Genomic DNA, 23,375 nt, shown 5'->3' on the forward strand with positions numbered 1-23,375 from the left:
CCGTGACCGGCTCCCGCGGCCGGGTCGGCGTACCGACCTGGATCTTCCTGCCCGCCCTGGCGGGAGCGTGCTTCGTGCTCCTGCCATTGCTGGCGATCGTGCTGCGCACGCCGTGGAGCAGGTTCTTCGAGCTGGTCACGTCCGAGGCGTCCCGGGAGGCGCTCCAGCTGAGCCTGCGCACCTCCGCCACGAGCACGGTGCTGTGCCTGGTGCTCGGGATCCCGATGGCGCTCGTCCTCGCCCGGACCGAGTTCCGCGGCCAGGGCCTGCTGCGTTCCTTGGTCCTGCTTCCCCTGGTCCTGCCGCCGGTGGTGGGCGGCATCGCGTTGCTCTACACCTTCGGCCGGCGCGGACTGCTGGGGGAGTCGTTCGAGGTCCTGGGCGTGCAGGTCGCGTTCTCCACCACGGCCGTGGTGCTCGCCCAGACCTTCGTCGCGCTGCCCTTCCTCGTGGTCAGCTTCGAGGGGGCGCTGCGGACCGCCGGCCAGAAGTACGAGGTGGTGGCCGCGTCGCTGGGCGCACGTCCCACCACGGTCCTGCGCCGCGTCACCCTCCCGCTGGTCCTGCCGGGCCTGGTGTCCGGCACCGTCCTGGCGTTCGCCCGGTCGCTGGGCGAGTTCGGCGCCACGATCACCTTCGCGGGCAGCCTGCAGGGGGTCACCCGCACGCTCCCGCTCGAGATCTACCTGCGCCGCGAGACCGACGCCGAGGCGGCGGTCGCCCTCTCCCTGGTGCTGGTCCTGGTCGCCGTGCTGGTCATCGGGTTCGCACGGCAGGGCAGGGGGAGCAGCCTGTGAGCCTCCACTTCGACGCAGCCGTGCTCGAGCGGTCCGTCGACGTCTCCCTCGAGGTCGGGAACGGCGAGACGGTCGCGCTGCTGGGGCCCAACGGGGCGGGGAAGTCCACCGTGCTCGCAGTCGCCGCCGGACTGCTGCGTCCCGACCGGGGCCGGGTCAGCCTCGACGGTCGCCCGCTGACCGTGCGGGGGCACCCGGAGCGGGACGTCGACGTACCTCCGCACGACCGGCACGTGTCCCTGCTCGCCCAGGAGCCGCTGCTCTTCCCGCACCTCAGCGTCCTCGACAACGTCGCCTTCGGCCCCCGGAGCCGAGGGCGGTCGCGCGCGGCGTCCCGGGAGGCAGCTTCCCACTGGATCGCGGAGGTCGGCATCGAGGAGCTGGCGGCCCGCAAGCCCGCCCAGCTCTCCGGTGGGCAGGCCCAGCGCGCCGCTGTCGCGCGCGCCCTGGCCTCCGACCCCGGCCTCCTGCTCCTCGACGAGCCGATGGCCGCACTCGACGTCGCCGTCACGCCGGCCCTGCGCCAGACCCTGCGACGCGTGCTCGAGGACCGGACCGTCCTGCTGGTCACCCACGACCCGCTCGACGCCCTCGTGCTGGCGGACCGGGTGGTGGTGATCCACGACGGCAAGGTCGTCGAGCACGGTCCGTCCTCGGAGGTCCTGGCCCGTCCGCGCAGCACGTTCACCGCCCAGCTCGCCGGTCTCAACATGCTCAGCGGCACCTGGGTGGACGGTGGCGTGGACACGCCGTCCGGGCACCGCCTCGAGGGTCGCGTCGCCGGCGCGCAGCCGGAGGACGGGAGGCCCGTCGTCGCGGTCTTCCCGCCCCACGCGGTGAGCATCTTCCTCGAGCGTCCCGGCGGGAGCCCGCGCAACGCGCTCGACGTGACGATCACCCACCTCGAACCCCACAGCGGGCAGATCCGCGCCCGGACCGACGAGGTCACCGCCGACGTCACGCCGCAGTCGGCCGCCGAGCTCGACCTCGTGCCGGGGTCACGGGTCTACTTCACCGTCAAGGCCAACGAGGTCCTCGTCTACGCCATCTGACGGCCTCCGGACCCGGACGACACTGCCGACCTGCAGCAGCGGCGACGCACCGCCGGCCTCCGCCGAGACGTCGTACGCACCGGTCTGCGAGCAGCAGTCGTCGCCGCACCCGCACGCGTCCTGCGCGCCACCCGTGCCGCCCGTTCCGCCCGTTCCGATGGCCCCGCAGCAACCCTCGCCGCGCCAGGCCGCGCGCCCCTCCTTGACGGCGACGGCCGCGATCACCAGCCCCGCGACCGGATCGGCCCAGGACCACCCGAGCGTTGCGTTGAGCACCAGCCCGACCAGGAGGACGGCCGAGAGGTAGGTGCAGAGCAGGGTCTGCGTCGAGTCCGCCACGACCGCGTTCGACCCGAGCGCCCTCCCGGTGCGTCGTTGCGCCCAGGAGAGGAACGGCATGATCGCCAGCGAGGCGATCGCCAGGCCGATGCCGACGGGGGAGTGCTCCGGGTCGTGGTCGCTCAGCAGCGCCCGCACCGACTCGAGGGACACGTAGGCGGCGAGGGCGAAGAACGAGAACGCCATCAGCCGTAAGGCGAGGCGCTCGCGCGTCTCCGGGAGCCGGTGGCGGAACTGCCACAGGATGATGAGGCCGCTCGAGACCTCGACGATGGAGTCGAGGCCGAAGCCGACCAGCGCCACGGATCCGGCGACCACGCCGGCGGTGATCGCGATGACCGCCTCGACGAGGTTGTACGCCACCGACGCCGCGGCCAGCAGCTGCGCCCGTCGGCCGAGCCGCGCCCGATCGGCGACCGAGACGGTCGAGCTGCTCATCGGGTGGCGGCCTCGACGCCGTAGGTCCCGCAGAGGGTCACCGCGTCGCCCGTCAGGGCCAGCATCTTCTCCGCGCCAGACAGCATCTCCATGGTCGCCTCCGGGTGTGCGAGCGAGTAGAGGGACGCCCGGCCCTGCGGTCGCACCTGAGCGATGCCGCAGTCGACGAGGCAGGCCAGGTGCTGCGACACGGTCGACTGGGCGAGCCCCAGGTGGCGCACCAGGTCGACCACCCGGTGCTCGCCCAGCACGAGGTGCTGCACGATCGCCAGCCGGGACCGGTCGCTGAACCCGTGGAACAGGCACGCGGCCGCGGTCAGCGCGCTGGTCTCGGCCCGTCGGTCATCGGCAAGCACCTCTGTCATCGGCATTCGCCGATGTTGTCACACGGATGCGGACCGCGCCACCACGTCTCAGCGGTCGATCATCCGCTGCATGGCCTCCGGGTAGCGATCGCCCTGGACCTTCACCGAGCGCGAGGCGTGGTCGAGCTCGTCGAGGTCCTCGGCGTCCAGCTCGAGGTCGGCGGAGCCGAGGTTCTCGTCGAGGCGCTCCAGCCGGCGGGTGCCGGGGATGGGCACGATCCACGGCTGCTGGGCGAGCAGCCACGCGAGCGCGACCTGACCGACGGTGGCGCCGAGCCGGTCGGCGACGACCGTGATGCGGTCGACCAGGGCGAGGTTGGCCTCGAGCGCCTCGCGCTCGAACCGGGGCAGGTTGGCGCGGATGTCGCCCTCGCCGAACTCGGTCGCGGCCGTCACCTGACCGGTGAGGAAGCCGCGGCCGAGCGGGCTGAACGGGACGAACCCGATGCCCAGCTCCTCGAGGGCGGGGAGGATCTCGTCCTCGGGCTCGCGCCAGAAGAGGGAGTACTCGCTCTGCAGCGCGGTGACGGGCTGCACGGCGTGGGCGCGCCGGATGGTGCCGACTCCGGCCTCGGACATGCCGAAGTGGCGGACCTTCCCGGCCTCGATGAGCTCCTTGACGGTGCCGGCGACGTCCTCGATGGGGACGTCGGGGTCGACGCGGTGCTGGTAGAGGAGGTCGATGGAGTCCGTACGCAGTCGCCGCAACGAGCCGTCGACGGCAGCGCGGATGCGGTCGGGTCGGCTCGTGACGCCGACCTGGTTGCCGTCGGCGTCGAGGTCGAAGCCGAACTTGGTGGCGATGACGACCTGGTCGCGCACCGGCTGGAGGGCCTCGCCGACGAGCTCCTCGTTGTGGAACGGGCCGTAGACCTCGGCGGTGTCGAAGAACGTGACACCCCGGTCCACCGCGGCGCGCAGGAAGGAGATCATCTCGTCGCGGGGCGGGCGCGGGCCGAAGGACTGGCTCATGCCCATGCACCCCAGTCCGGGCGCGGAGACCTCGAGGCCCTGGCTCAGTACGCGTGTGCTCATGCGGGTACGTCCTCTCGTGGCGGCGATGCGCCGTGGGTCAGGCCTCGGGTCAGGCCTCGGGTCGGGCTCCGGGTCGGGCTTCGGGGATGTCACGGCCGGTCAGCCGTACGTGGGGTACTGGGGCCAGCCCTCGGGGCTGTCCTCCCAGTCCTGCTGCCGTCCGTAGACGGTGCGGTCCATGATGTGGGCGGTCGGCAGGATCGCCTCCGTGCCGCGTGCGGTGGTCATGTAGGTGAGGTAGGGCGTGCCGTCCTTCAGCAGGTAGTAGGAGTAGCCCGGCAGCTGGCCCTCGTTGCCCTCGTCGTCGGTCCGGGTCCAGCCCCAGTCGTAGTGGTAGGTGGTGTCGTACGACGACACCCAGGTGTGGTCCCAGCCGCGTTCCGCGCGCCAGGCCTCCAGCTTGTCGATCGGAGCCTGCGCGACCATCGCGAAGGCGATCCCCTCGTCGGCGACCCGGTCCATGTCGGCGGGGAGGTTGTCGACGGCCCAGGTGCAGCTCGGGCAGCCAGCGTCCCAGGACGGGTCGAACATGACGTTCTGGACCATCAGCAGGTAGCGGCCGTCGAACAGGTCTGTGAGCCTCACGGGCCCGTCGGGACCGGTGAACGTGTAGTCGTCGACCTCGACCATCGGCAGCCGCCGTCGCGCGGCGGAGACCCGGTCGTCGAGCCGGGTGACCTCCTTCTCGCGGGCGACCTGCTCGGCGAGCGCTGCGTCGAAGGTGGAGCGGTCGGCCACCGGGGGCGCGGCGGCGGGCTGGTCGAGCTTGTCCATGAGGTCTCCTCCGTGACGTGGGGCGTGGGGCGTGGACCTCGAGCCTCCCGCGGTGCTGCATGGAGGGGAAGACCCCTGGGGCGGTGGTGGGCCGCCCGCCGATCGGCCCTCTCCGAGCCCCTGCGTCAGGCCAGGACCGGGTGCCCGATGATCTCCTCGGCCCGCTCCCACAGCCAGGCGCCGAGGTGCGGGTCCGCGGTCGAGGGCACGGGCTGGGCCAGGACGGGCCGGCCGACGGCGGTCCGGTGCGGACCGACGTAGGCCAGGCGCGGCAGCGAGGTGGCGGCGACTGCAGCCGCCGCCGGACGGGCCGCGCGGTCCTTGCCGTGGACGATCGGAGCGACCACGGGGCCGAGCGCCGTCGCGAGCCTGCGGACGACGGGCCCGCGGTGGTGGATGCCCTCCCTGTCGGGGGTGAGGACGTCGATGGCGCTGCCGGGGTGGGCGACGACGGACGTCACTGCCGATCCGAGGGCCGCCAGGCGGCGGCCGAGCTCGAAGCCGAGGATCTCTGCCACGTGTCGGGACATCGCGTAGGCCGTCCGCGGCTCGTAGGCACGCTGGCCCAGCCAGTTGGCACGGTCGAAGGAGATCCGGCGGGTGAGGAGGCTGCCGGTGCTGACCACGCGCGCGGTCCCGGCGCGCTCCAGCGCGGGCATCGCCGGGCCGAGCAGCTCGAGGTGCGCGAGGGCGTTGACGGCCACGGTCCACTCCACGCCGTACGGCCCCGTGGTCCGGGCGCGGGGTGCGTCGATCACTCCCGCGTTGAGGACCAGCGCGTGGAGCGATGCCTCCTGGCCGAGAGTCGTCCCAGCGCTGCGCACGGACGCGGCGTCGGTCAGGTCCATCGTCAGGATCCGGTGCGTGTCGGGACGGGGGAGCAGCGCGCGAGCGGTGCGCGCGCGTGCCGCGGACCGCGCCACCAGCACGATCCGCGCCCCTCGCCACGCAAGGTCCTCCGCCACGAAGTAGCCGATGCCGGACGCGCCACCGGTCACGGCGACGGTTCGTCCGGTGAGGGAGTCGTGCAGGGTGATCTCTGACATGTTTCAAATATTGAAGGAAAACACGAGAAACTTCAAGTCGTGAAGCATCGAGGTAGGCTGCCGGACCATGGGACGGTCACGACGCGAGCGACAGGCCGAGGTCCTGCTCGCCATGCACGACGTCGTCGCGCGCACCGACGCTGCGGTGGCCCCGCTCCTCGTCAAGCACGGCCTGACCCCTGCCACCGCACACCTGCTGTGGCTGGTCGATCCGGCCGCGGCGCCGCCGTCGATGAAGGCGCTGGCAGAGCAGCTGGGGTGCGCACCCTCCAACGTGACCTTCCTCAGCCAGCACCTGGAGACCCGCGGCCTCGCGTTCCGCACCCGGTCGACGGCCGATCGGCGCCAGCGTGTCCTCGGCCTGACCGACGCCGGCGTCGCCGCGCGTGCTGCCGTCGTCGAGCAGGTCGCCCGTCACTCCCCGTTGGCCGACCTCGACGACGCGGCGCTCGACGCCGTCCTCGACGCGCTCCGAGCAGGTCGAGGCGCGCCGTGACCGACGTGCTGGTGATCGGGTCGATCAATGCCGACGTGACCTTCCGCAGCGCCCACTTCGCCGCTCCCGGGGAGACCGTGGTCGCCGAGCAGATCACGCACGCCACCGGCGGCAAGGGAGCCAACCAGGCCGTCGCCGTGGCGCGCGCCGGCGCCGCGGCGAGGCTCGTCGGTGCGGTGGGCGAGGATCCCGCGGGTCGCACCCAGGTGGAGGCGCTCGCGGCCGAGGGCGTCGACACGGACGCGATCACGGTGAGCGGCGTCGCGCCGACCGGCACGGCCTTCGTGGTGGTGGTGTCGTCGGGCGAGAACTCCATCGTCGTGGGCAGGGGAGCCAACGCCACCCTCGACCCCGAGCGTGTCCGAGCCGAGGTGAGCACCACGACCGCGTCCGTCCTCCTGCTGTCGTCGGAGGCCGGCGAGGCCATCGTCGACGCTGCTGCCGGTGCAGCGGCAGACGCCGGCACTCCCCGCGTGGTGGTCAACAACGGTCCGTGGCTCCCGCTCGCGCCTCGGAGCCTCGCCGTGGCCGATCCCCTCGTGGTCAACGAGCACGAGGCGCGCCACGCCTGCCCGGAGGCCGCCGAGCTGTCGGGCACCGACCTCGCCGACGCCGTGCGGCACGCGCACGGATCGAGGTCGGTCGTGGTCACGCACGGCTCGGACGGAGTCGCGCTGAGCGGGGACCTGACGCGGTGGTTCGACGCGGTGCCGGCGTCCGTCGTCGCCGACACCACCGGTGCGGGTGACGCCTTCGTCGGGACGCTTGCGGCAGCACTGGCGAGAGGAACGACGCTCGAGCAGGCCGTCCGGCTCGGCCAGGAGGCGGGCGCGCGAGCGGTGTCGAGGCACGGTGCTCGGTGACGCAGACGCGACCGACCCGTCAGGCACCGGTCAGTCCGGGCTGACCACGAGCTCCGTGGTCGTGGCGATCGCGAAGGCCCGGCCGTGGGAGAGCGTGTGGCGCCCACGGGCCACCCCCGCACCTGTCACGACATCGCGGGGAACTTGACTCCCGTGTTCGCGTGGCAGCGGTAGCCGAAGGGGTTCTTGGCGAGGTACTGCTGGTGCGGGTCCTCTGCGTAGAAGTACGGCGTCTCGGAGGCGGGGCGGATCTCGGTGGTGATCTCGCCGAGGCCGCGGCGGGCGAGCTCGTCGCCGTACACCTTGGTCAGCTCGCGCGCGGTCTGCTCCTGCTCGGGCGTGGTCCAGTAGATCGCGGAGCGGTACTGGGTGCCGACGTCGTTGCCCTGGCGCATGCCTTGGGTCGGGTCGTGGATCTCGAAGAACTTCTTGAGCAGGTCGGCGTAGGACACCACGGACGGGTCGAAGACCACGCGGACCGCCTCGGTGTGCCCGGTGCGACCGCTGCACACCTCCTCGTAGGTCGGGTTCGGCGTGCTGCCGCCGGCGTAGCCGACCGACGTCGACCACACGCCCGGCACCTGCCAGTAGATCTCCTCCGCGCCCCAGAAGCAGCCGAGGCCGAGGATGGCGACCTCGTGGCCGGCGGGGGCGTCGGGCGTGATCACGGGTGCGTCGAGGACGACGTGGTCGCCCAGGCTCCACATCGACTCCGAGCGGCCGGGCAGGGCCTCGGAGGCGGTGGGCAGGGTGGTGGGCTTGCCGAATCCGAACATGCCTCCATTGTCGCTCGCCACGCAAGAGGCCTACGTAGAACTACGTGGACTAGACGTCGTGCTGTCACCGATGTGCTCCCCGTCACAGGGGAGGAGCCTCATCCCTGCGTGCCCACCTCGGGCCGCGCGGGGAAAGGAAACGCACCATGTCTTCACGTCGATCGGCCCGGCAGCTCATCGTGGCCGTCATGCTCGGAGTGCTCGTCGGGGGTGGCCTGATGGCCATCACGCCGGCCGGGGCACAGGTCAACCAGGCGCTCGAGACGAACTGGAAGAAGATCTGGAAGAAGGAGCTCAAGCCGCTCGCGAACAAGAGCTACTACAAGAAGTCCGAGACGGACGCGAAGTACCAGGCCAAGGGCAGCTACGAGACCGCAGGTTCGGGCTACAGCAAGGCCGAGACCTACTCGAAGGCAGAGGCCGACGCGAAGTACGCCGGCGCGGGATCGTCGTACACCAAGGCGGAGACCGACGCGAAGTACGCCGTCAAGCCGCAGGTGATCCGGGGCATCTTCTCGATGCGCACCACGGCTGCCGCGGCGGGGGCGCTCGTGAGCAACCAGATCAGCTTCGGTCACACGCTGACCACGCCGCCGACCGCGCACCTGATCGACGTGGGTGACCCGGTGCCGGCTGGCTGCAGCGGCACCTCGGCTGCACCGAGCGCGTCGCCCGGACACCTCTGCGTCTTCGTCACCCTCAACAACAACGGTGGATCGCCGCAGATCTACAACGTGGGCGGAGCCGCCAACGCGTCCTCGCCCTTCGGCGCCTACATCGGCAGCGCAGCGGGGGCGGCGGGCAACGTGTTCCTCTACGGGAGCTGGGCGGTAGGCGTCTCGACCCTCGCTTCCGGCGGGGCGGGCTTCGCGCCGGGCAAGGCCCAGGGCGCCGTCGACGGCCGCTGACCAGCACACCTGCACGGAACGGCCGCCGCGCCCCATACGCGGCGGCCGTTCTGGCGCTCGCGAGCCCGGGGTCTACCCTCGCCACGTGACCCAGGAACGCGCCAACAAGACCGGGTTCGAGACGCGTGCGATCCACGCCGGCTACGAGCCCGACGCGATGACCGGGGCGGTCAACCCGCCCATCTACGCCAGCAGCACCTACAAGCAGGACGGTGTCGGTGGCCTGCGCGGCGGCTACGAGTACAGCCGCTCGGGCAACCCCACGCGTACGGCGCTCGAGGGCGCGCTCGCGGCGGTCGAGGACGGCGAGCGCGGGTTCGCCTTCGCGTCCGGACTGGCTGCCGAGGACGCGATCATCCGCGCCCTCACCGCACCCGGCGACCACGTCGTCATCCCGGACGACGCCTACGGTGGCACCTTCCGACTCTTCGACAAGGTCGCCAAGCTCTGGGGCACCGCCTACAGCGCCGCTCCGGTCGCCGACACCGAGGCGGTCGCCGCGGCGATCGAGCCCGGTCGCACCAAGCTCGTGTGGGTCGAGACGCCGACCAACCCGATGCTCACCATCGGCGACATCGAGGCGCTGGCCTCGGTCGCCCACGACGCCGGCGCGCTGCTCGTCGTCGACAACACCTTCGCCTCGCCCTACCTCCAGCAGCCGCTCACGCTCGGCGCCGACGTGGTCGTGCACTCGACGACCAAGTACGTCGGTGGGCACAGCGACGTCGTCGGGGGAGCGGTGGTCGTGCGCGACCTCGACCTCGCCGACAAGGTCGGCTTCCACCAGAACGCCATGGGTGCCGTCGCCGGACCGTTCGACGCGTTCCTCACCCACCGCGGCCTCAAGACCCTCGGCGTGCGCATGGACCGCCACTGCGACAACGCCGAGACGGTCGTCGCCTTCCTCGACGGCGACCCGCGCGTCACCGAGGTGATCTACCCCGGCCTCGCCGCGCACCCCGGACACGAGGTCGCCGCCCGGCAGATGAAGCGCTTCGGCGGGATGATCTCCTTCCGTGTCGCCGGCGGCGTCGAGCGCGCGCTCGCGGTGTGCGAGCGGGCAGAGGTCTTCACCCTCGGCGAGTCGCTCGGCGGGGTCGAGTCGCTCATCGAGCACCCGGGCCGGATGACGCACGCCAGCGTTGCCGGCACCGACCTCGAGGTCCCCGACGACCTGATCCGGCTCAGCGTCGGCATCGAGACCGCCGACGACCTCGTCGCCGACCTCGACCGCGCGCTCGGCTGACAGGCGTTGCGTATCACCGGCGTCGAGGTGAGAGGCTGAGCCGTGGCCGCTCCCCAGAACACCGACATCCGGTTCTCGCTCGCCAACGAGCGCACGTTCCTCGCCTACGAGCGGACGGCCATCGGCCTGGTCGCGGCATCGCTCGCGGTGTTCCACCTGCTCGACCCGTCGTGGCCCCAGAAGCTCCTCGGGCTGCTGCTCGTCGCGTCCGGGGTGATCGCCTCGGCGGGTGGCTGGCTGCGCTACCGCCAGGCCGAGCGGGCGATCCGTGAGGGCCATGACCTGCCCACGGGCAACACCGTGCACGTGATGGCCGCCGCCGTGATCGTGGTGATCATCGCCGCCGGCATCTCGGTGGTCGTGTGAGCGGCTCTTCCTGCGTGGTGTGCGTCGACTTCGGGTCGACCTTCACCAAGGCGGCGCTGGTCGACCTCGCGAGCGGTGACCTCCTCGCCACCGCCAGCCACCCGACCACGCTCCCGGACGCCGGCGGCCACGGCGACGTGCTCGACGGGTACGACGCCTGCGTCGCCGTGCTGGTCGCCCAGGACGTCCGGGCCGAGGACGCCGACGTGCTCGCCTGCTCGTCGGCCGGCGGCGGGCTCCGGATCGCCGTGGTCGGCAACGAGGAGCTCGTCACCGCGGAGGCCGGCCGTCGGGTCGCGCTGTCGAGCGGCGGGAAGGTCGTGCTGGTGCTGTTCGGCGGCCTGGACGACGCCAAGCTCGCCGACCTCCGGGCCGCCGAGCCCGACGTCGTGCTGCTCGTCGGCGGGACCGACGGCGGCAACGCCGAGGTCCTCGAGGGCGATGCGGCGTTCCTCGCCCGCGTGCCGTGGGCCGGGCCGGTGGTGGTCGCCGGCAACATCGAGTCGCAGCCGCTGGTCGCCGACCTGCTCGCCGGCTCGGGCACGCCGCACGTGCTGGCCGACAACGTCGTGCCCCGCATCGGCGTGCTCGCCCCCGACAGCGCGCGCCGCGCGATCCGCGAGATCTTCCTCAGCCACGTGATCGGCGGCAAGCACCTCAGCAGCCGCACCGACGCGTACGGGAGGTCGTTCACCGAGCTGGTCCGCGGCGCGACCCCCGACATCGTGCTGACCGGCGTCGAGCTGCTCGCCCGGGGCCTCGACGACCAGCACCCGGGCGCGGGCGACGTGGTCGTCGTCGACGTCGGCGGTGCCACCACCGACGTGCACAGCGTGGTCGAGCTCGACCCCGAGGACTCGGGCCTGGCGCGCGAGGTCGTCGCCACCACGCCCGTCACCCGCACCGTCGAGGGCGACCTCGGCATGCGGTGGTCGGCGATCTCGACGGTCGAGGCCGCGGGTCGCGACGACCTGCACGCGGCCGCCGTACGACGCCGGGCTGACCCGGACTACCTGCCCGACTCGGCCGAGGAGCAGGACGCGGACCTCGAGATCGCGGCCGCCGCGGTCCGGATCGCGCTGGAGCGGCACGCCGGTCGCAGCAAGGTCGTGGTCAGCCCCGAGGGGCGCGTGGTGGAGCGCAGCGGCAAGGACCTCCGCGAGGTCGACCTGCTGGTCGGCTCGGGTGGGGTGCTGCGCCACGGCGGTCCCGATGCCGTGCGCCGGGTGCTGCTTCCGGCGACGGGCGACGCCTTCGAGGGCGGGTGGCAGCTGCCGCGCGACCCGAAGGTCGTCGTCGACGTCGACTACGTGCTGGCCGCCGCGGGGCTGCTCGCGCACGACCACGGCGTGACGGCACACAGGCTGGTGCGAAGGCTCGGTCACCGGGACGGCTAACGTGGGCGGGTGAGCGACGAGCGCACTCCGGATCCGGAGCAGGCCACCCCATCCGACGAGGAGACGGGGCGGCGACGGATCTTCGACCTGATCGGTCGCGGCGACGTCGACGAGGACCGGCTCACCGAGCGCATCGTCGCGCAGTGGGCACAGATGCGCGCCGAGCGCCGCGTCGAGCAGCCGACGACCTTCACCACCGGTCCGTCGAACTTCAGCCGCGCCCAGGTGCCGTGGGGTCTCGACCTCGCCGCCGCCTGGTCCTGGCGCCTGATCATCATCGCGGCCGCGGCCTACGGGGTGCTGTGGCTGCTGGCCTACTTCGCGGTCATCACGTTCCCGATCGCGATCGCCCTGCTGATCGCCGCGCTCTGCACGCCGCTGGTCAACGCGTTGCGCGGTGCCGGGCTGCCGCGTGGTCCGGCCACCGGTGTGGTGATGATCGTCGGCATCGCCTCGGTGGCGCTGCTGCTCACCTTCGTCGGCCAGCAGGTCGCGCAGGGCGCCAACGACCTCGCCGACTCCGTCGTGCAGGGCCTGGGCCAGGTCCGCGACTGGCTGCGCAACGGGCCCCTCTCGATCTCCGACTCGCAGCTCGACGGCTACATCAAGCAGGTGCAGGGCGCGATCACCGAGAGCACGGGCACCGACGGTGTGGTGACCCGGGTGACCGAGGTCGGCACGGCGCTCGGCCACGTGGTCGCCGGCTTCTTCATCGTGCTCTTCTCCACCTACTTCTTCCTCGCCGACGGTGAGCGCATCTGGTCGTGGATGGTGCGCATCGCCCCGCGCGCCGGCCGCGAGCGGGTCGACGCCTCGGGCCGCGTGGCCTGGCGCTCGCTCACCCAGTTCGTCCGCGCGACGGTCATCGTCGCGCTGGCCGACGCGATCGGCATCATGATCGTCGCGGCGATCCTCGGTGTTCCGTTCGTCGTCGCGATCGGCGTGCTGGTGTTCCTCGGCGCCTTCGTGCCGATGATCGGTGCCACCGTCGCCGGGTCGGTCGCCATCCTGGTCGCGCTGGTCGACCAGGGCCCGTTCACCGCCCTGCTGATGTTCGGTGGCGTGATCCTGGTCCAGCAGATCGAGGGCCACATCCTCCAGCCGTTCCTGATGGGCCGCTTCGTGTCCCTGCACCCGCTCGGTGTGATCGTGGCGATCGGCTGCGGCGTGCTCGTGGCGGGCGTCGCGGGCGCGCTCATCGCCGTACCCCTCGCGGCGGCCGGCAACGCCGTCGCCCAGCACCTCGCGAGCTACACCTCCATCGGCGAGGAGGACCACGAGGAGGCGCTCGAGGAGGACATCGCGCCACCTCCCACTGAGGGCGACCTGATCCCCGAGGACGACAGCCCGCTGGCCGGCCCGGCCGCGCCGGAGGAGGAGGACGAGAAGTGACCGAGGCGGTGACCGAGGCGGTGACGCTCGCCGACATCATGGCCGCCCGCGAGGTGCTGGGCGACCACGTCGTGACGACGCCCATCGAGAGCTCGCGGTGGCTCTCGGCCCTCGTCGGCGGCCCGGTGTCGCTCAAGTGCGAGAACCTCCAGCGCACCGGTTCCTTCAAGTCACGCGGTGCGTTCGTCCGCATCTCGCGGCTCACGCCGGAGGAGCGGGCGCACGGCGTCGTCGCGGCCTCCGCGGGCAACCACGCGCAGGGGGTCGCCCTCGCCGCGACCACGCTGGGCATCAGGTCGACGGTGTTCATGCCCGAGGGTGCGCCGATCCCCAAGGAGAAGGCGACCCGCGGCTACGGCGCCGACGTCGTCTTCCACGGCCGCTACCTCGAGGACTCGCTCGCCGCCGCCCGTGCCTTCGCCGAGGAGACCGGCGCCGTCCTGATCCACCCCTTCGACCACGTCGACGTCGTCGCGGGCCAGGGCACGCTCGGGCTCGAGGTCCTCGAGCAGTGCCCGGACGTCCGCACCGTGCTCGTCCCCACCGGCGGAGGCGGGCTGCTGGCCGGGGTGGCGATCGCGATCAAGGCGTTGCGCCCCGACGTACGCGTCGTGGGGGTGCAGGCCGAGGCGGCCGCCGCGTTCCCCGGCTCGCTCGCGGCCGGTCAGCCCGTGCCGCTGGAGTCGATGAGCACGATGGCCGACGGCATCGCGGTCGGCCGTCCCGGCGACATCACCTTCGCGGCCGTGCGCGACCACGTCGACGAGGTCGTGACGGTCTCGGAGGAGTCGCTGTCGGTCGCCCTGCTGGCGCTGGTCGAGCGGGCCAAGCAGGTCGTCGAGCCCGCCGGCGCCGCCGCGGTGGCCGCCCTCCTCGACGACCCGACCGGCTTCGAGACCCCGGCCGTCGCGGTGCTGTCGGGCGGCAACATCGACCCGCTGCTGCTCAGCAAGGTGATCCGCCACGGGCTGTCCGCCGCCGGGCGCTACCTCTACCTCCGCGTCCTCATCCCCGACCTCCCCGGCGGCCTGGCCGCTCTGCTGACCGACGTCAGCGAGACCGGCGCCAACGTGCTCGAGGTCGCCCACGAGCGGATCTCGCCCACCCTGACCCTCAACGAGGTCGAGGTGCGGATCCAGCTCGAGACCCGCGGCGAGCCGCACGCCGAGCAGGTGCTCGCCCGGCTCCGCGAGCGCGGCTACCGCGTCGACTGAGGCGTCGTGCTCCTGCTCTGTCGGGAAATGCGGAGAAGCGGTGCATGAAACGGATTCCCGCGTCGGGGAGTCCTCCTCACGCACCGCTCCGGGGAGCGAGCCGGGCGCTCAGGCCCGGTAGGGCTCCGCGTCGACGATCTCGACCGAGAACTCCTTGCCGGTGGGCGCGGTGTAGGAGACCGTGTCGCCCTTCGACTTGCCGTTGATCGCGGCGCCGAGCGCCGTCTGGGGGGAGTAGACGTCGAGCTCGTCGCCCTCGGAGAGGTTCTCGCGGGCCCCGAGGAGGAACTTCTCCTCGTCGCCGCCGGCGATGCGCGCCGTGACGACCATGCCGGGCTCGACGATGCCGTCGTTGGCCGGCGTCTCGCCGACCTCCGCGCGCCGGAGCATGTCCTCGAGCTGGCGGACGCGGGCCTCCTGCTTGCCCTGGTCGTCCTTGGCGGCGTGGTAGCCGCTGTTCTCCTTGAGGTCGCCCTCGTCGCGCGCGGCCGCGATCTTCTCGATGATCTCCTGGCGCTTGGGGCCCCGGAGGTCGTCGAGCTCGGCCTGCAGCTTGTCGTAGGCCTCCTGGGTCAGCCAGATGGTGCCCTGGTCGGTCATGTCAGTACTCCTGCTTCACGTGCGCCTGCGCTGGGGATGTGCCTCAGCGCAACCGCATCCGGTCGGTGGATCTCTTCCGTCCGATCAGGGTCAGCGCGGCGCAGACGTGGGCCAGCGCTGCCGGACGGGCAGATGAACAGGCTAGCAACAGCAGCCGAAAAGCGCAGGTCGAGCGCTCTCCCGGGTGTGTACGACGCTCAGCGGGGGCGGGGCTGGTCGGGTGTCGTGCAGCCGAGCTTCTCCACCGCGGTGGCCTCGCGCTCGGTGCGGATCACCACGTCGTTGTTGCCGTTGGTGGGGGTGAAGGCGACCTCGCCGACGGCCGTCTTGTCCGCGGCGAGCGCCCGCAGCCGGCAGGTGGCCTGCACGTCGCCCTCGAGGCGCACGTCGACGCGTGCGGTGGTCTCGCTGCTGCTGACGATGTCGAACGAGACGAGCTCCGAACGCACCTCGGGGGAGCCGTGGAAGAACGCCGCCCACGCGAGCCACACGAGACCCACGACGGCCAGCACTGCGGTGGCGCCGATGGCCACGGGCCGGCGCCAGGGCGCGGGCGCGCCGTAGCGGTCGGCGAGGTCGGTGGTCACCGGTGAAGCCTAAGTCGCACGTCCTAGGATCGTGCACATGCCCCAGCCCCCCGTCGACCGTTCCACCGACGGTCTCCGACTCATGCACGTCCACGCCCACCCCGACGACGAGTCGAGCAAGGGGGCGGCGTCGACGGCGATGTACGTCGCCGAGGGCGTCGACGTCCACGTCGTCACGTGCACGGGCGGCGAGCGCGGCTCGGTCCTCAACGCCAAGATGGACCGCCCCGAGGTCTGGGAGAACATCAGCGAGATCCGCCGCGAGGAGATGCACCGCGCCCGCGACATCCTCGGCATCCGCCAGGACTGGCTCGGCTTCGTCGATTCCGGGTGGCCGGAGGGCGACCCCAAGCCCCCGCTCCCGGAGGGCTGCTTCGCGCTGGTCCCGCTCGAGGAGTCGACCGAGCGCCTGGTGCGGCTGATCCGCGAGTTCCGCCCGCACGTGATGACGACGTACGACGAGCGCGGCGGCTACCCCCACCCCGACCACATCCGTTGCCACGAGGTCTCCGTCGCCGCCTACCACGCGGCCGGCGACCCGGAGCGGTTCCCCGACGCGGGCGAGCCGTGGCAGCCGATGAAGCTCTACTACCACCACGGCTGGAGCTGGGAGAAGACCAACGCCCTGCACCAGGCCATGGTCGACCACGGCCTGGAGTCGCCCTACGCCGAGCGACTCGAGAAGTGGGAGCGCGAGCCTGAATGGGACGACCGGATCACCACCAAGGTGCCGTGCGGAGACTTCTTCGGCGTCCGCGACCAGGCCCTGCTGGCCCACGCGACGCAGATCGATCCCGACGGCATGTGGTTCGCCATCCCGCGGGAGATCCAGCAGCGGGTGTGGCCCACCGAGGACTACGAGCTGGTCGAGTCGACCGTGCAGAGCACGCTGCCGGAGGACGACCTGTTCGCCGGGATCGCGACCCCCGCACCCTGACATCCCACGACGTGGTCCGAGGTGGGAGACTGGCCCCATGCTCGACCTGCTGATCGTCCTCGCCGTCGACGACCCGACGCCCGCCGACAACGACGTCGTCGCCGGACCGATCGCGTTCGCGATCTGGATCGGCATGATCCTCGCCGTCGTCGTGATCGGCTTCAGCCTCGTCAAGCAGCTGCGCAAGGCCCAGGCCGCGAAGGACGCCGGCGTCTACGGCGACGAGCCGGTCGACACCACGGGGACGAGCGAGAGGGCCGACACCGCCGACGAGCGGTGAGCCCGGACGCGCGCCGCTCAGACGGCGTGCACCCGCAGCACCCGCGCCTCCTCCGGGTGGAGGACCGGCAGCGCGACGCCGGCGACGGCCAGCACCCGACCGGTGAGCGTGGCACCGGAGGCTGACCAGCCGTCGGTGAGGTCGGCGCCACCGGCGACGGGGGGCAGCTCCTCGGTGAGGCGGTAGTGGCGGTCCGGGTCGAGCCCGGTCAGCCGCAGCGCCGCGGGGTGCTGGGTGTCGGTGGAGGCGACGGTCGCGACGACGTACCACCCCTCGCTGCGGTCCGCGGCGACGACGCCGGTGACGAGCACGGCGGGGTCGGCGTGGTCCGGGTGCACCAGGGTGCCGGTGCCGATGAGGGGCCGGACGCGCTTGTGCAGCTCGATCCACGACGCCAGCTCGGCCAGGGCCGTCGCGTCGAGCCCGGTCATGTCCCACTCGATCCCGAAGTGGTGCAGCAGGGCGGTGGCCGCGCGGTAGCGCAGGGTGTGCGTCCGCTCGGTGGTGTGCGAGGTCGGAGGTCCGACGTGCGCGCCCACCAGCTCCGGCGGCACCAGGAGCGAGGTCCAGCGCTGGAGGTGCTGGCGCTCGAGGGGGTCGTTGGTGTCGCTGGCCCAGACCCGGTCGGTGCGCGCCAGCACGCCGGCGTCGACCCGGGCACCGCCCGACGAGCACGACTCGATCTCGAGCGTGGGGTGGGCCGCGCGCAGCTCGTCGAGCAGCGCGTAGGTCGCCAGGGTCTGGCCGTGGACCGCCGGCCGTCCGTCGTGGGTGACGTCGGTGAGGTCGCGGTTGTGGTCCCACTTGAGGTAGGCGATGTCGAGGTCGCCGAGCAGCGCCAGGAGCGCGTCGCGCAGGTCGGCGTACGCCGCCTCGTCCTGGAGGTCGAGCACCTGCTGGCGCCGCCAGGCGGGTGGCGCGGCCGCTCGCCCGCGGAGCACCCGCTCGGGGTGCTGTCGCGCGGTCTCGGAGTCGGGGCTGACCATCTCCGGCTCGACCCAGAGGCCGAACTGCATGCCGCGCCCGGTGACGTGCTCGACCAGGGGCCCGAGGCCCCGGGGCCACACGTCGGGGTCGACGGTCCAGTCGCCGAGCGCCGTGGTGTCGTCGCGCCGGCCGAGGAACCAGCCGTCGTCGAGCACGAACCGCTCCACGCCGACGGACGCCGCGACGTCGGCGAGCTCGGCGAGGCGCTCGAGGGACTGGTCGAAGTAGACCGCCTCCCAGGTGTTGGCGATGACGGGTCGCTCCGTGCGGGCGCGCGGCGTGATCGCGCGGAGGTGGGCGTGGAAGCGGTGGCTGAGCGGGTCGAGGCCCGACGGCGACCAGGAACCGAGCAGCTCGGGCGAGCGGTAGGTCTCGCCGGGTGCGAGGACGACCTCCCCGGGCGCCAGCAGCTCGCCGCCACCGAGCAGGCAGTCGCCCTCGGGCGTGCGCTCGGCGTAGTGGGTGTGGTTGCCGCTCCACGCGGTGTGGACGGCCCACGTCTCGCCGGCGCCGAAGGAGAAGCCGGGCGTGCCGGCGACCAGGAGCAGGGTGGCGTCGTGGCCCGTACGACCGTGGCGGGCGTCGCGTCGGTGGGTGCCCTGCACCCACCGGTGCCGCTGCGGGGTCCGTTCCTTGCACCAGCGACCGGTGAGGTCGAGGAGCTCGGTGGCGTGGGCACCCACCGGGAGCGCGGTGAGGACGGCGGACAGGTGCAGGTGGCCGTCGGCGGTGTTGGTCACGCTCGTGCGGGCGTGCAGGAGGCCACCCTCGTCGAGGGCCAGGTCGACGTCGACGCGCCACCCGGCCTCCTCGTCCGTCGAGCTGCAGCTGAGGGTGTCGCCCTCGGGCTCGACGGTCCACCCGACCAGGCTGGGGGCCGCCGCGGGGGCGTCGCCGCCGACGCGGTGGCCGGCCAGGCCGGGGGTGCCGGTGAACCCGCGTGTGCCGTCGGGGACGAGCCCGGTGCGGCGGGAGAGGTCGTACGACGATCGCGAGACGCCCGGTCGGCGCGCGGTCTCGAGCGCGACCAGCGTGGCGTCGTCGACGTCGCCGAGGCCCGCGCCCCAGTGGAGGACCACCGGGATGCCGGAGTCGTCCCGACCGACGACGAGGCTGACGCCCGACCGTGAGAGGTGCAGGGGGACCGACGCGCTCATGCGTCCTCCACGGTGTCGAGGTCGTCCATGTCGGCGGGGTCGACGACCACCAGCTCGCCGACGTGGTCGGCGAGCGCGCCGCTGGCGTGCGCCGAGAGCCCGGAGTCGGTGACCAGCACGGCTGCCTCCGAGAGCCCGGCCATGCTGCTGAGCCCGACGACCCCCCACTTGCTGGAGTCGGCGAGCACGATGAGCCGGCGTGAGCGCTCGATCATCGCGCGGTTGGTCTCGCTCTCCAGGAGGTTGGGGGTGCTGAACCCCGCGCGCAGGTCCATGCCGTGCACCCCCATGAAGAACGCGTCGACGTGCAGGGTGCGCAGCGACGAGACCGCCACCGGACCGACCAGTGCGTCCGAGGGGGTGCGGAGCCCGCCGGTGAGCAGCACCGAGGTGGTGGCGTCGCCGGTGCGGTGCAGCACGTCGGCGACCCACACGGAGTTGGTGACGACCGTGAGGTTCGGGATGCGGGCGATGTGCTCGGTGAGTGCGTGGGTCGTGGTGCCGGCGGAGACGGCGATGGCCATGCCGGTGTGCACGAGCGACGCTGCGGCGGCGGCGATCGCCTCCTTCTCCTGGCGCAGCTGCACGGACTTGGCGGCGAACCCCGGCTCGGACGACGACGGCTCGGCCACGGCGAGCGCCCCGCCGTGGACCTTCTCGAGCAGGCCGTCGCGGTGCAGCGCGACGAGGTCGCGGCGCACGGTCATGTCGGAGACCCCGAGCAGCTCGACGAGGTCGGTGACCCGCACGGTGCCGTCGCGGCTGAGCTCGGCCAGGATCCGGCTCCGCCTCTGCGCGGCGAGCATCAGGCGCTCCGACCAGGCGTGGCGACCTCGCGGACCACGGCGACACCACCGGCCGGCACGACCAGGTCGCCCGCCGCCTCCTGCCCGCTGACGAGCTCGACGCCGTGGACCGGGACGGAGGCCGGACCGGTGTCGTGGTTGATCACGAAGAGCCAGCTCGCCTCCTCACCCACGCGGCGGGTGACCTCGACCGTGGCGGACGCCCCGGGCAGCCGCTCGAGCCCGGCCTCGGCGACCACCTGCGCCACGAGCCGGTCGGTGCCGGACTCGTCGAGGCGGGTGGCGACGTACCACGCGGCGCCGGAGCCGACGGTGCGCCGGGTGATGGCAGGCACGCCCGCCGCGGGCCCGTCGACGTACGACGCCACCGCCTCCGCACCCGTCAGCTCGAGGTCCTCGGCCCACACGTCGGCGACGACCGCGCCGTCGCCCAGGCCCTCGACGCGGACCTGCTCGCCCTCCATCAGCGGGAGGAACTCGGTGCTGCGCACGCCGAGCAGGTCGCGGAAACCGCCGGGATATCCGCCGAGGCGGATGTGGTCGTGCTCGTCGACGATCCCGCTGAAGTAGGTGATCACGACCGTCGCCCCGGCCTCGGCCGCCGCCGTGATGGCGGCGACGGTCGCGTCGGAGGCGAGGTAGAGGGTCGGCACGACGACGAGGTCGTAGCCCGTCAGGTCGGTGCTGGGGTGGACGACGTCGACCCCGACCCCGTGGGCCGAGAGCGAGCGGTGCAGGTCCTCGGCGCGGTCGCGGTAGCGCACGTCGACGCTGGGGTGCGAGTCGAGCTCGCAGCCCCACCAGGCCTCGTAGTCGAAGAGGATCGCGGCCCGGTTGCGCGCAGTGCTGCCCGCGACCTCCTCGATCGCGTCGAGGGTGCGTGACAGCTCGACGACCTCGCGCCACTGGCGGGTGTCGGTGCCGGCGTGGGGGAGCAGCCCGGAGTGGAACTTCTCGGCCCCGGCGCGCGAGGCACGCCACTGGAAGAACAGGACGGCATCGGCGCCTCGGGCGACGTGGGTCATCGAGTTGCGGATCATCTCGCCGTCCACCTTGGCCCGGTTGCGCGGCTGCCAGTTCACCGCGCTGGTCGAGTGCTCCATCAGCAGCCACGGCTTCCCGTCGGCCGTGCCCCGGGTGAGGTCGGCGCTGAAGGCCAGCTCACGGTGGCCGGTCGGCTCCGCGGAGATCAGGTAGTGGTCGTTGGACACGATGTCGAGCTCGCGTCCCCAGCGCAGGTAGTCCATCTCCATCGTCTGGCGCATGACCATGAAGTTGGTCGTCACCGGCACGCCGGGGGAGAGGCGGTGCAGCACGTCGCGCTCGACGACGAAGTTGTCGAGCAGCTGGTCGGAGGAGAAGCGCAGGAAGTCGAGCTGCTGGGTGGGGTTGGCGTGGGTCGGGGCCGACCGGGGCGGCAGCACCTGCTCGAAGTCGTCGTAGCGCTGCGACCAGAAGGCGGTGCCCCAGGCGTCGTTGAGGCGTGCCACGTCGTCGTCGTACGTCCGGCGCAGCCAGGTGCGGAACGCCGCCGCGCTCACGTCGCAGTAGCAGCGGGCGTTGTGGCAGCCGAGCTCGTTGGAGACGTGCCACAGAGCCAGTGCGGGGTGGTCGCGGTAGCGCTCGGCGAGTGCGGTGCACAGCGCCAGCGCGTGCTCGCGGTAGACCGGGGAGCTGGGGCAGAAGGCCTGCCGGCCGCCCGGCCACAAGGTGGTGCCGTCGTGCGTCACCGGGAGGATCTCCGGGTGCCGGCGGGCCAGCCACGGGGGCGGGGACGCTGTCGCGGTGGCGAGGTCCACCCGGACGCCGGCCGCGTGCAGCTCGTCCATCTGCTCGTCGAGCCAGCCGAAGTCCCACTGGTCCGGCCCGGGTTGCAGCCAGGCCCACGAGAAGACGCCGAGGGTGACGAGGTCGACGCCCGCGTCCCGCATCAGGGCGCGGTCCTCGACATGGGCCTCGCGGGACCACTGCTCGGGGTTGTAGTCGCCACCGAAGGCCAGCGCTGGCAGGGGAGTCGGCATGCCGCAACTGTGGCGACCCTCACACGACAAAGTCAACGGCCAGAGGGTGGAAAAGAGTTCGGAAGTGTTCGATCTGGTCCGAAATGTGACCGAACGAGGCTTGACGGGGCTGTGTTGATCGTCACATGCTGTCGGTCCCTGTTGGTTTTTGTCCTCTGGAGGCCCTCGTGTCCCGTTCTCGTTCCAGCGCCGTTCCCCGGTCCACCGTGGCCACCATGTCGGCGACGCGTCGCTCGGTGATGCGCGGCATGGCGCTCAGCGGCCTCGCCGTCGGAGGCGCCAACCTGCTCGCCGCATGCGGTGGCGACGAGGGCGGCGCGGCGTCCGGTGCGGGGGCATCGGTGAAGTTCGGCATCAACGAGGCGGAGGGGACCGGTGCCGCCTACGACCGCCTCAAGGCGATCGGCGAGGCCTACGCGAAGGAGTCCGGCACCAAGGTCGCGCTCAACGCGGTCGACCACAACACGTTCCAGGAGAGCATCAACACCTACCTCCAGGGCACGCCCGACGACGTCTTCACCTGGTTCGCCGGCTTCCGGATGTCGCAGTTCGCCGAGAACGGGCTGATCACCGACCTCAGCGAGGAGTGGCCGATCGACGGGCTCGGCGACTCGTTCAAGCAGGCGGCCACCGCGTCGGACGGCAAGCAGTACTTCGTGCCGATCAGCTACTACCCGTGGGCGGTCTTCTACCGCAAGTCGGTCTTCGAGAAGAACGGCTGGACCGCGCCGACCACCAACGACGACTTCATGGCCCTGATGGACGACATGCAGGGCAAGGGCGTCACCCCGTTCGCCTTCGGCGACAAGGACGGGTGGCCCGCGATGGGCACCTTCGACATCCTCAACATGCGGCTCAACGGCTTCGACTTCCACATGAGCCTGATGGCCGGGGACGAGGCCTGGGACGGCGACGAGGTCAAGGGCGTCTTCGACACCTGGCGCAAGCTGCTGCCCTACCACCAGGAGGACCCGCTGGGCCGCACCTGGCAGGAGGCCGCGACCTCGATGGGCAAGGGCGAGTGCGGGATGTACCTCCTCGGCACCTTCGTGGTGGACGCCCTCGGTGAGAACGGCGAGGACCTCGACTTCTTCACCTTCCCCGAGCTCGACTCCTCGATCGGGTCCGACGCGCTCGACGCACCCATCGACGGCTTCTGCGTCGCCGCGGCCGGCAAGAACCAGGAGGCCGGCAAGGCGATGGCGAAGTGGCTCGGCAGCGCCGCCGCCGCCGACGCGGGCAACAACAACGCGGACGCGCCGTTCATCGCCGCCAACGACGGCGCCAGCACCTCGACCTACAGCGACCTGCAGAAGAAGTCCGCGGAGGTCGTGGGTGCTGCGGCCAACATCGCCCAGTTCATGGATCGCGACACCAACGCCGACTTCGCCAACACGGTGATGATCCCGTCCATCCAGGCCTTCCTGAAGGACCCCGACGACATCGACGGGGTCACCTCCAGCATCCAGGAGCAGGCCAACTCGATCTTCGGCTGA

Annotated in this window: 24 protein-coding genes; 13 read left to right on the forward strand and 11 right to left on the reverse strand. The window is 72.2% G+C overall.

Annotation, left to right across the window (positions count from 1 at the left end; all coding sequences use genetic code 11):
• Positions 1-2 precede the first annotated feature (2 nt).
• Together EUA93_RS11725 and EUA93_RS11730 are read left to right on the forward strand one after the other, a co-directional pair.
• A complete protein-coding gene (locus EUA93_RS11725; RefSeq protein ID WP_129400299.1) occupies positions 3-797 on the forward strand; it encodes an ABC transporter permease in 795 nt (264 codons plus the stop codon).
• A complete protein-coding gene (locus tag EUA93_RS11730) occupies positions 794-1,849 on the forward strand; it encodes a sulfate/molybdate ABC transporter ATP-binding protein (RefSeq protein ID WP_129400300.1) in 1,056 nt (351 codons plus the stop codon). The genes EUA93_RS11725 and EUA93_RS11730 overlap by 4 nt, the downstream gene beginning before the upstream one ends.
• On the opposite strand, the gene EUA93_RS11735 is transcribed toward EUA93_RS11730, so the two are convergent.
• The 5 genes from EUA93_RS11735 to EUA93_RS11755 form a co-directional block, all read right to left on the reverse strand.
• Positions 1,796-2,626 (reverse strand): cation diffusion facilitator family transporter, encoded by an 831-nt coding sequence (locus EUA93_RS11735; RefSeq protein ID WP_129400301.1) that lies wholly within the window; start codon positions 2,624-2,626, stop codon positions 1,796-1,798. The two genes, EUA93_RS11730 and EUA93_RS11735, sit on opposite strands and share 54 nt — an antisense overlap.
• Entirely contained in the window at positions 2,623-2,997 is a 375-nt protein-coding gene (locus EUA93_RS11740; RefSeq protein ID WP_420819068.1) for an ArsR/SmtB family transcription factor, read from the reverse strand. Before EUA93_RS11740 ends, EUA93_RS11735 begins: the two co-directional genes overlap by 4 nt.
• 42 nt (positions 2,998-3,039) lie before the next feature.
• Positions 3,040-4,026, reverse strand: a complete 987-nt coding sequence (locus tag EUA93_RS11745) for an aldo/keto reductase (protein ID WP_129400302.1) — start codon at positions 4,024-4,026, stop codon at positions 3,040-3,042.
• A gap of 99 nt (positions 4,027-4,125) precedes the next feature.
• A complete protein-coding gene (locus EUA93_RS11750) occupies positions 4,126-4,800 on the reverse strand; it encodes a DUF899 family protein (RefSeq protein WP_129400303.1) in 675 nt (224 codons plus the stop codon).
• A 125-nt stretch (positions 4,801-4,925) separates the two neighbouring features.
• Positions 4,926-5,846, reverse strand: a complete 921-nt coding sequence (locus EUA93_RS11755; protein WP_129400304.1) for an SDR family NAD(P)-dependent oxidoreductase — start codon at positions 5,844-5,846, stop codon at positions 4,926-4,928.
• 67 nt (positions 5,847-5,913) lie between these two features.
• Here EUA93_RS11755 and EUA93_RS11760 point away from each other — a divergent pair, with 67 nt between their 5' ends.
• Both EUA93_RS11760 and EUA93_RS11765 read left to right on the forward strand, forming a co-directional pair.
• Positions 5,914-6,342, forward strand: a complete 429-nt coding sequence (locus tag EUA93_RS11760; protein ID WP_129400305.1) for a MarR family winged helix-turn-helix transcriptional regulator — start codon at positions 5,914-5,916, stop codon at positions 6,340-6,342.
• The gene (locus tag EUA93_RS11765; protein ID WP_165355139.1) at positions 6,339-7,205 is read left to right on the forward strand and encodes a PfkB family carbohydrate kinase; all 867 of its coding nucleotides are present in this window, start codon (positions 6,339-6,341) and stop codon (positions 7,203-7,205) included. Before EUA93_RS11760 ends, EUA93_RS11765 begins: the two co-directional genes overlap by 4 nt.
• Positions 7,206-7,330: 125 nt before the next feature.
• Here EUA93_RS11765 and msrA read toward each other — a convergent pair whose 3' ends face one another.
• Positions 7,331-7,981, reverse strand: coding sequence for a peptide-methionine (S)-S-oxide reductase MsrA (gene msrA / locus EUA93_RS11770; RefSeq protein ID WP_129400307.1), 651 nt, complete (start codon positions 7,979-7,981; stop codon positions 7,331-7,333).
• A 146-nt stretch (positions 7,982-8,127) separates the two neighbouring features.
• Between msrA and EUA93_RS11775 the strand changes: the two genes are divergently transcribed.
• The 6 genes from EUA93_RS11775 to ilvA all read left to right on the forward strand — a co-directional run bounded on the left by EUA93_RS11775 (position 8,128) and on the right by ilvA (position 14,504).
• Positions 8,128-8,889, forward strand: coding sequence for a hypothetical protein (locus tag EUA93_RS11775; RefSeq protein WP_129400308.1), 762 nt, complete (start codon positions 8,128-8,130; stop codon positions 8,887-8,889).
• Between the two features lie 85 nt (positions 8,890-8,974).
• Positions 8,975-10,135 (forward strand): cystathionine gamma-synthase, encoded by a 1,161-nt coding sequence (locus tag EUA93_RS11780; protein WP_129400309.1) that lies wholly within the window; start codon positions 8,975-8,977, stop codon positions 10,133-10,135.
• 42 nt (positions 10,136-10,177) lie between these two features.
• Positions 10,178-10,501, forward strand: a complete 324-nt coding sequence (locus tag EUA93_RS11785) for a YidH family protein (RefSeq protein ID WP_129400310.1) — start codon at positions 10,178-10,180, stop codon at positions 10,499-10,501.
• Positions 10,498-11,898, forward strand: a complete 1,401-nt coding sequence (locus EUA93_RS11790; RefSeq protein ID WP_242497335.1) for a glutamate mutase L — start codon at positions 10,498-10,500, stop codon at positions 11,896-11,898. The genes EUA93_RS11785 and EUA93_RS11790 overlap by 4 nt, the downstream gene beginning before the upstream one ends.
• A 9-nt stretch (positions 11,899-11,907) precedes the next feature.
• Positions 11,908-13,290 (forward strand): AI-2E family transporter, encoded by a 1,383-nt coding sequence (locus EUA93_RS11795; protein WP_242497336.1) that lies wholly within the window; start codon positions 11,908-11,910, stop codon positions 13,288-13,290.
• A 38-nt stretch (positions 13,291-13,328) separates the two neighbouring features.
• Positions 13,329-14,504 carry a threonine ammonia-lyase gene (gene ilvA / locus EUA93_RS11800; protein WP_338036349.1) on the forward strand — a complete coding sequence of 392 codons (1,176 nt, stop codon included), beginning with the start codon at positions 13,329-13,331 and terminating at the stop codon, positions 14,502-14,504.
• A 108-nt stretch (positions 14,505-14,612) separates the two neighbouring features.
• Here ilvA and greA read toward each other — a convergent pair whose 3' ends face one another.
• Together greA and EUA93_RS11810 are read right to left on the reverse strand one after the other, a co-directional pair.
• Positions 14,613-15,104, reverse strand: coding sequence for a transcription elongation factor GreA (greA, locus tag EUA93_RS11805; protein ID WP_129400312.1), 492 nt, complete (start codon positions 15,102-15,104; stop codon positions 14,613-14,615).
• A 197-nt stretch (positions 15,105-15,301) separates the two neighbouring features.
• Positions 15,302-15,691: a DUF4307 domain-containing protein gene (locus EUA93_RS11810; protein WP_129400313.1), complete on the reverse strand. Its 390-nt coding sequence runs from the start codon at positions 15,689-15,691 to the stop codon at positions 15,302-15,304.
• Between the two features lie 37 nt (positions 15,692-15,728).
• Between EUA93_RS11810 and mca the strand changes: the two genes are divergently transcribed.
• Both mca and EUA93_RS11820 read left to right on the forward strand, forming a co-directional pair.
• The gene (gene mca, locus EUA93_RS11815) at positions 15,729-16,628 is read left to right on the forward strand and encodes a mycothiol conjugate amidase Mca (protein ID WP_129400314.1); all 900 of its coding nucleotides are present in this window, start codon (positions 15,729-15,731) and stop codon (positions 16,626-16,628) included.
• Between the two features lie 37 nt (positions 16,629-16,665).
• Positions 16,666-16,908, forward strand: coding sequence for a hypothetical protein (locus EUA93_RS11820; protein WP_129400315.1), 243 nt, complete (start codon positions 16,666-16,668; stop codon positions 16,906-16,908).
• Between the two features lie 17 nt (positions 16,909-16,925).
• Here EUA93_RS11820 and EUA93_RS11825 read toward each other — a convergent pair whose 3' ends face one another.
• The 3 genes from EUA93_RS11825 to EUA93_RS11835 are packed head-to-tail and all read right to left on the reverse strand — an operon-like array spanning position 16,926 to position 21,879.
• Entirely contained in the window at positions 16,926-19,052 is a 2,127-nt protein-coding gene (locus tag EUA93_RS11825; protein WP_129400316.1) for an alpha-galactosidase, read from the reverse strand.
• Positions 19,049-19,858 carry a DeoR/GlpR family DNA-binding transcription regulator gene (locus tag EUA93_RS11830; RefSeq protein ID WP_129400317.1) on the reverse strand — a complete coding sequence of 270 codons (810 nt, stop codon included), beginning with the start codon at positions 19,856-19,858 and terminating at the stop codon, positions 19,049-19,051. The genes EUA93_RS11825 and EUA93_RS11830 overlap by 4 nt, the downstream gene beginning before the upstream one ends.
• Positions 19,858-21,879, reverse strand: coding sequence for a beta-galactosidase (locus EUA93_RS11835; RefSeq protein ID WP_129400318.1), 2,022 nt, complete (start codon positions 21,877-21,879; stop codon positions 19,858-19,860). Before EUA93_RS11835 ends, EUA93_RS11830 begins: the two co-directional genes overlap by 1 nt.
• Positions 21,880-22,094: 215 nt before the next feature.
• Between EUA93_RS11835 and EUA93_RS11840 the strand changes: the two genes are divergently transcribed.
• Positions 22,095-23,375: an ABC transporter substrate-binding protein gene (locus tag EUA93_RS11840; protein ID WP_129400319.1), complete on the forward strand. Its 1,281-nt coding sequence runs from the start codon at positions 22,095-22,097 to the stop codon at positions 23,373-23,375.

This window comes from Nocardioides oleivorans (assembly GCF_004137255.1).
GTDB lineage: Bacteria > Actinomycetota > Actinomycetes > Propionibacteriales > Nocardioidaceae > Nocardioides > Nocardioides oleivorans.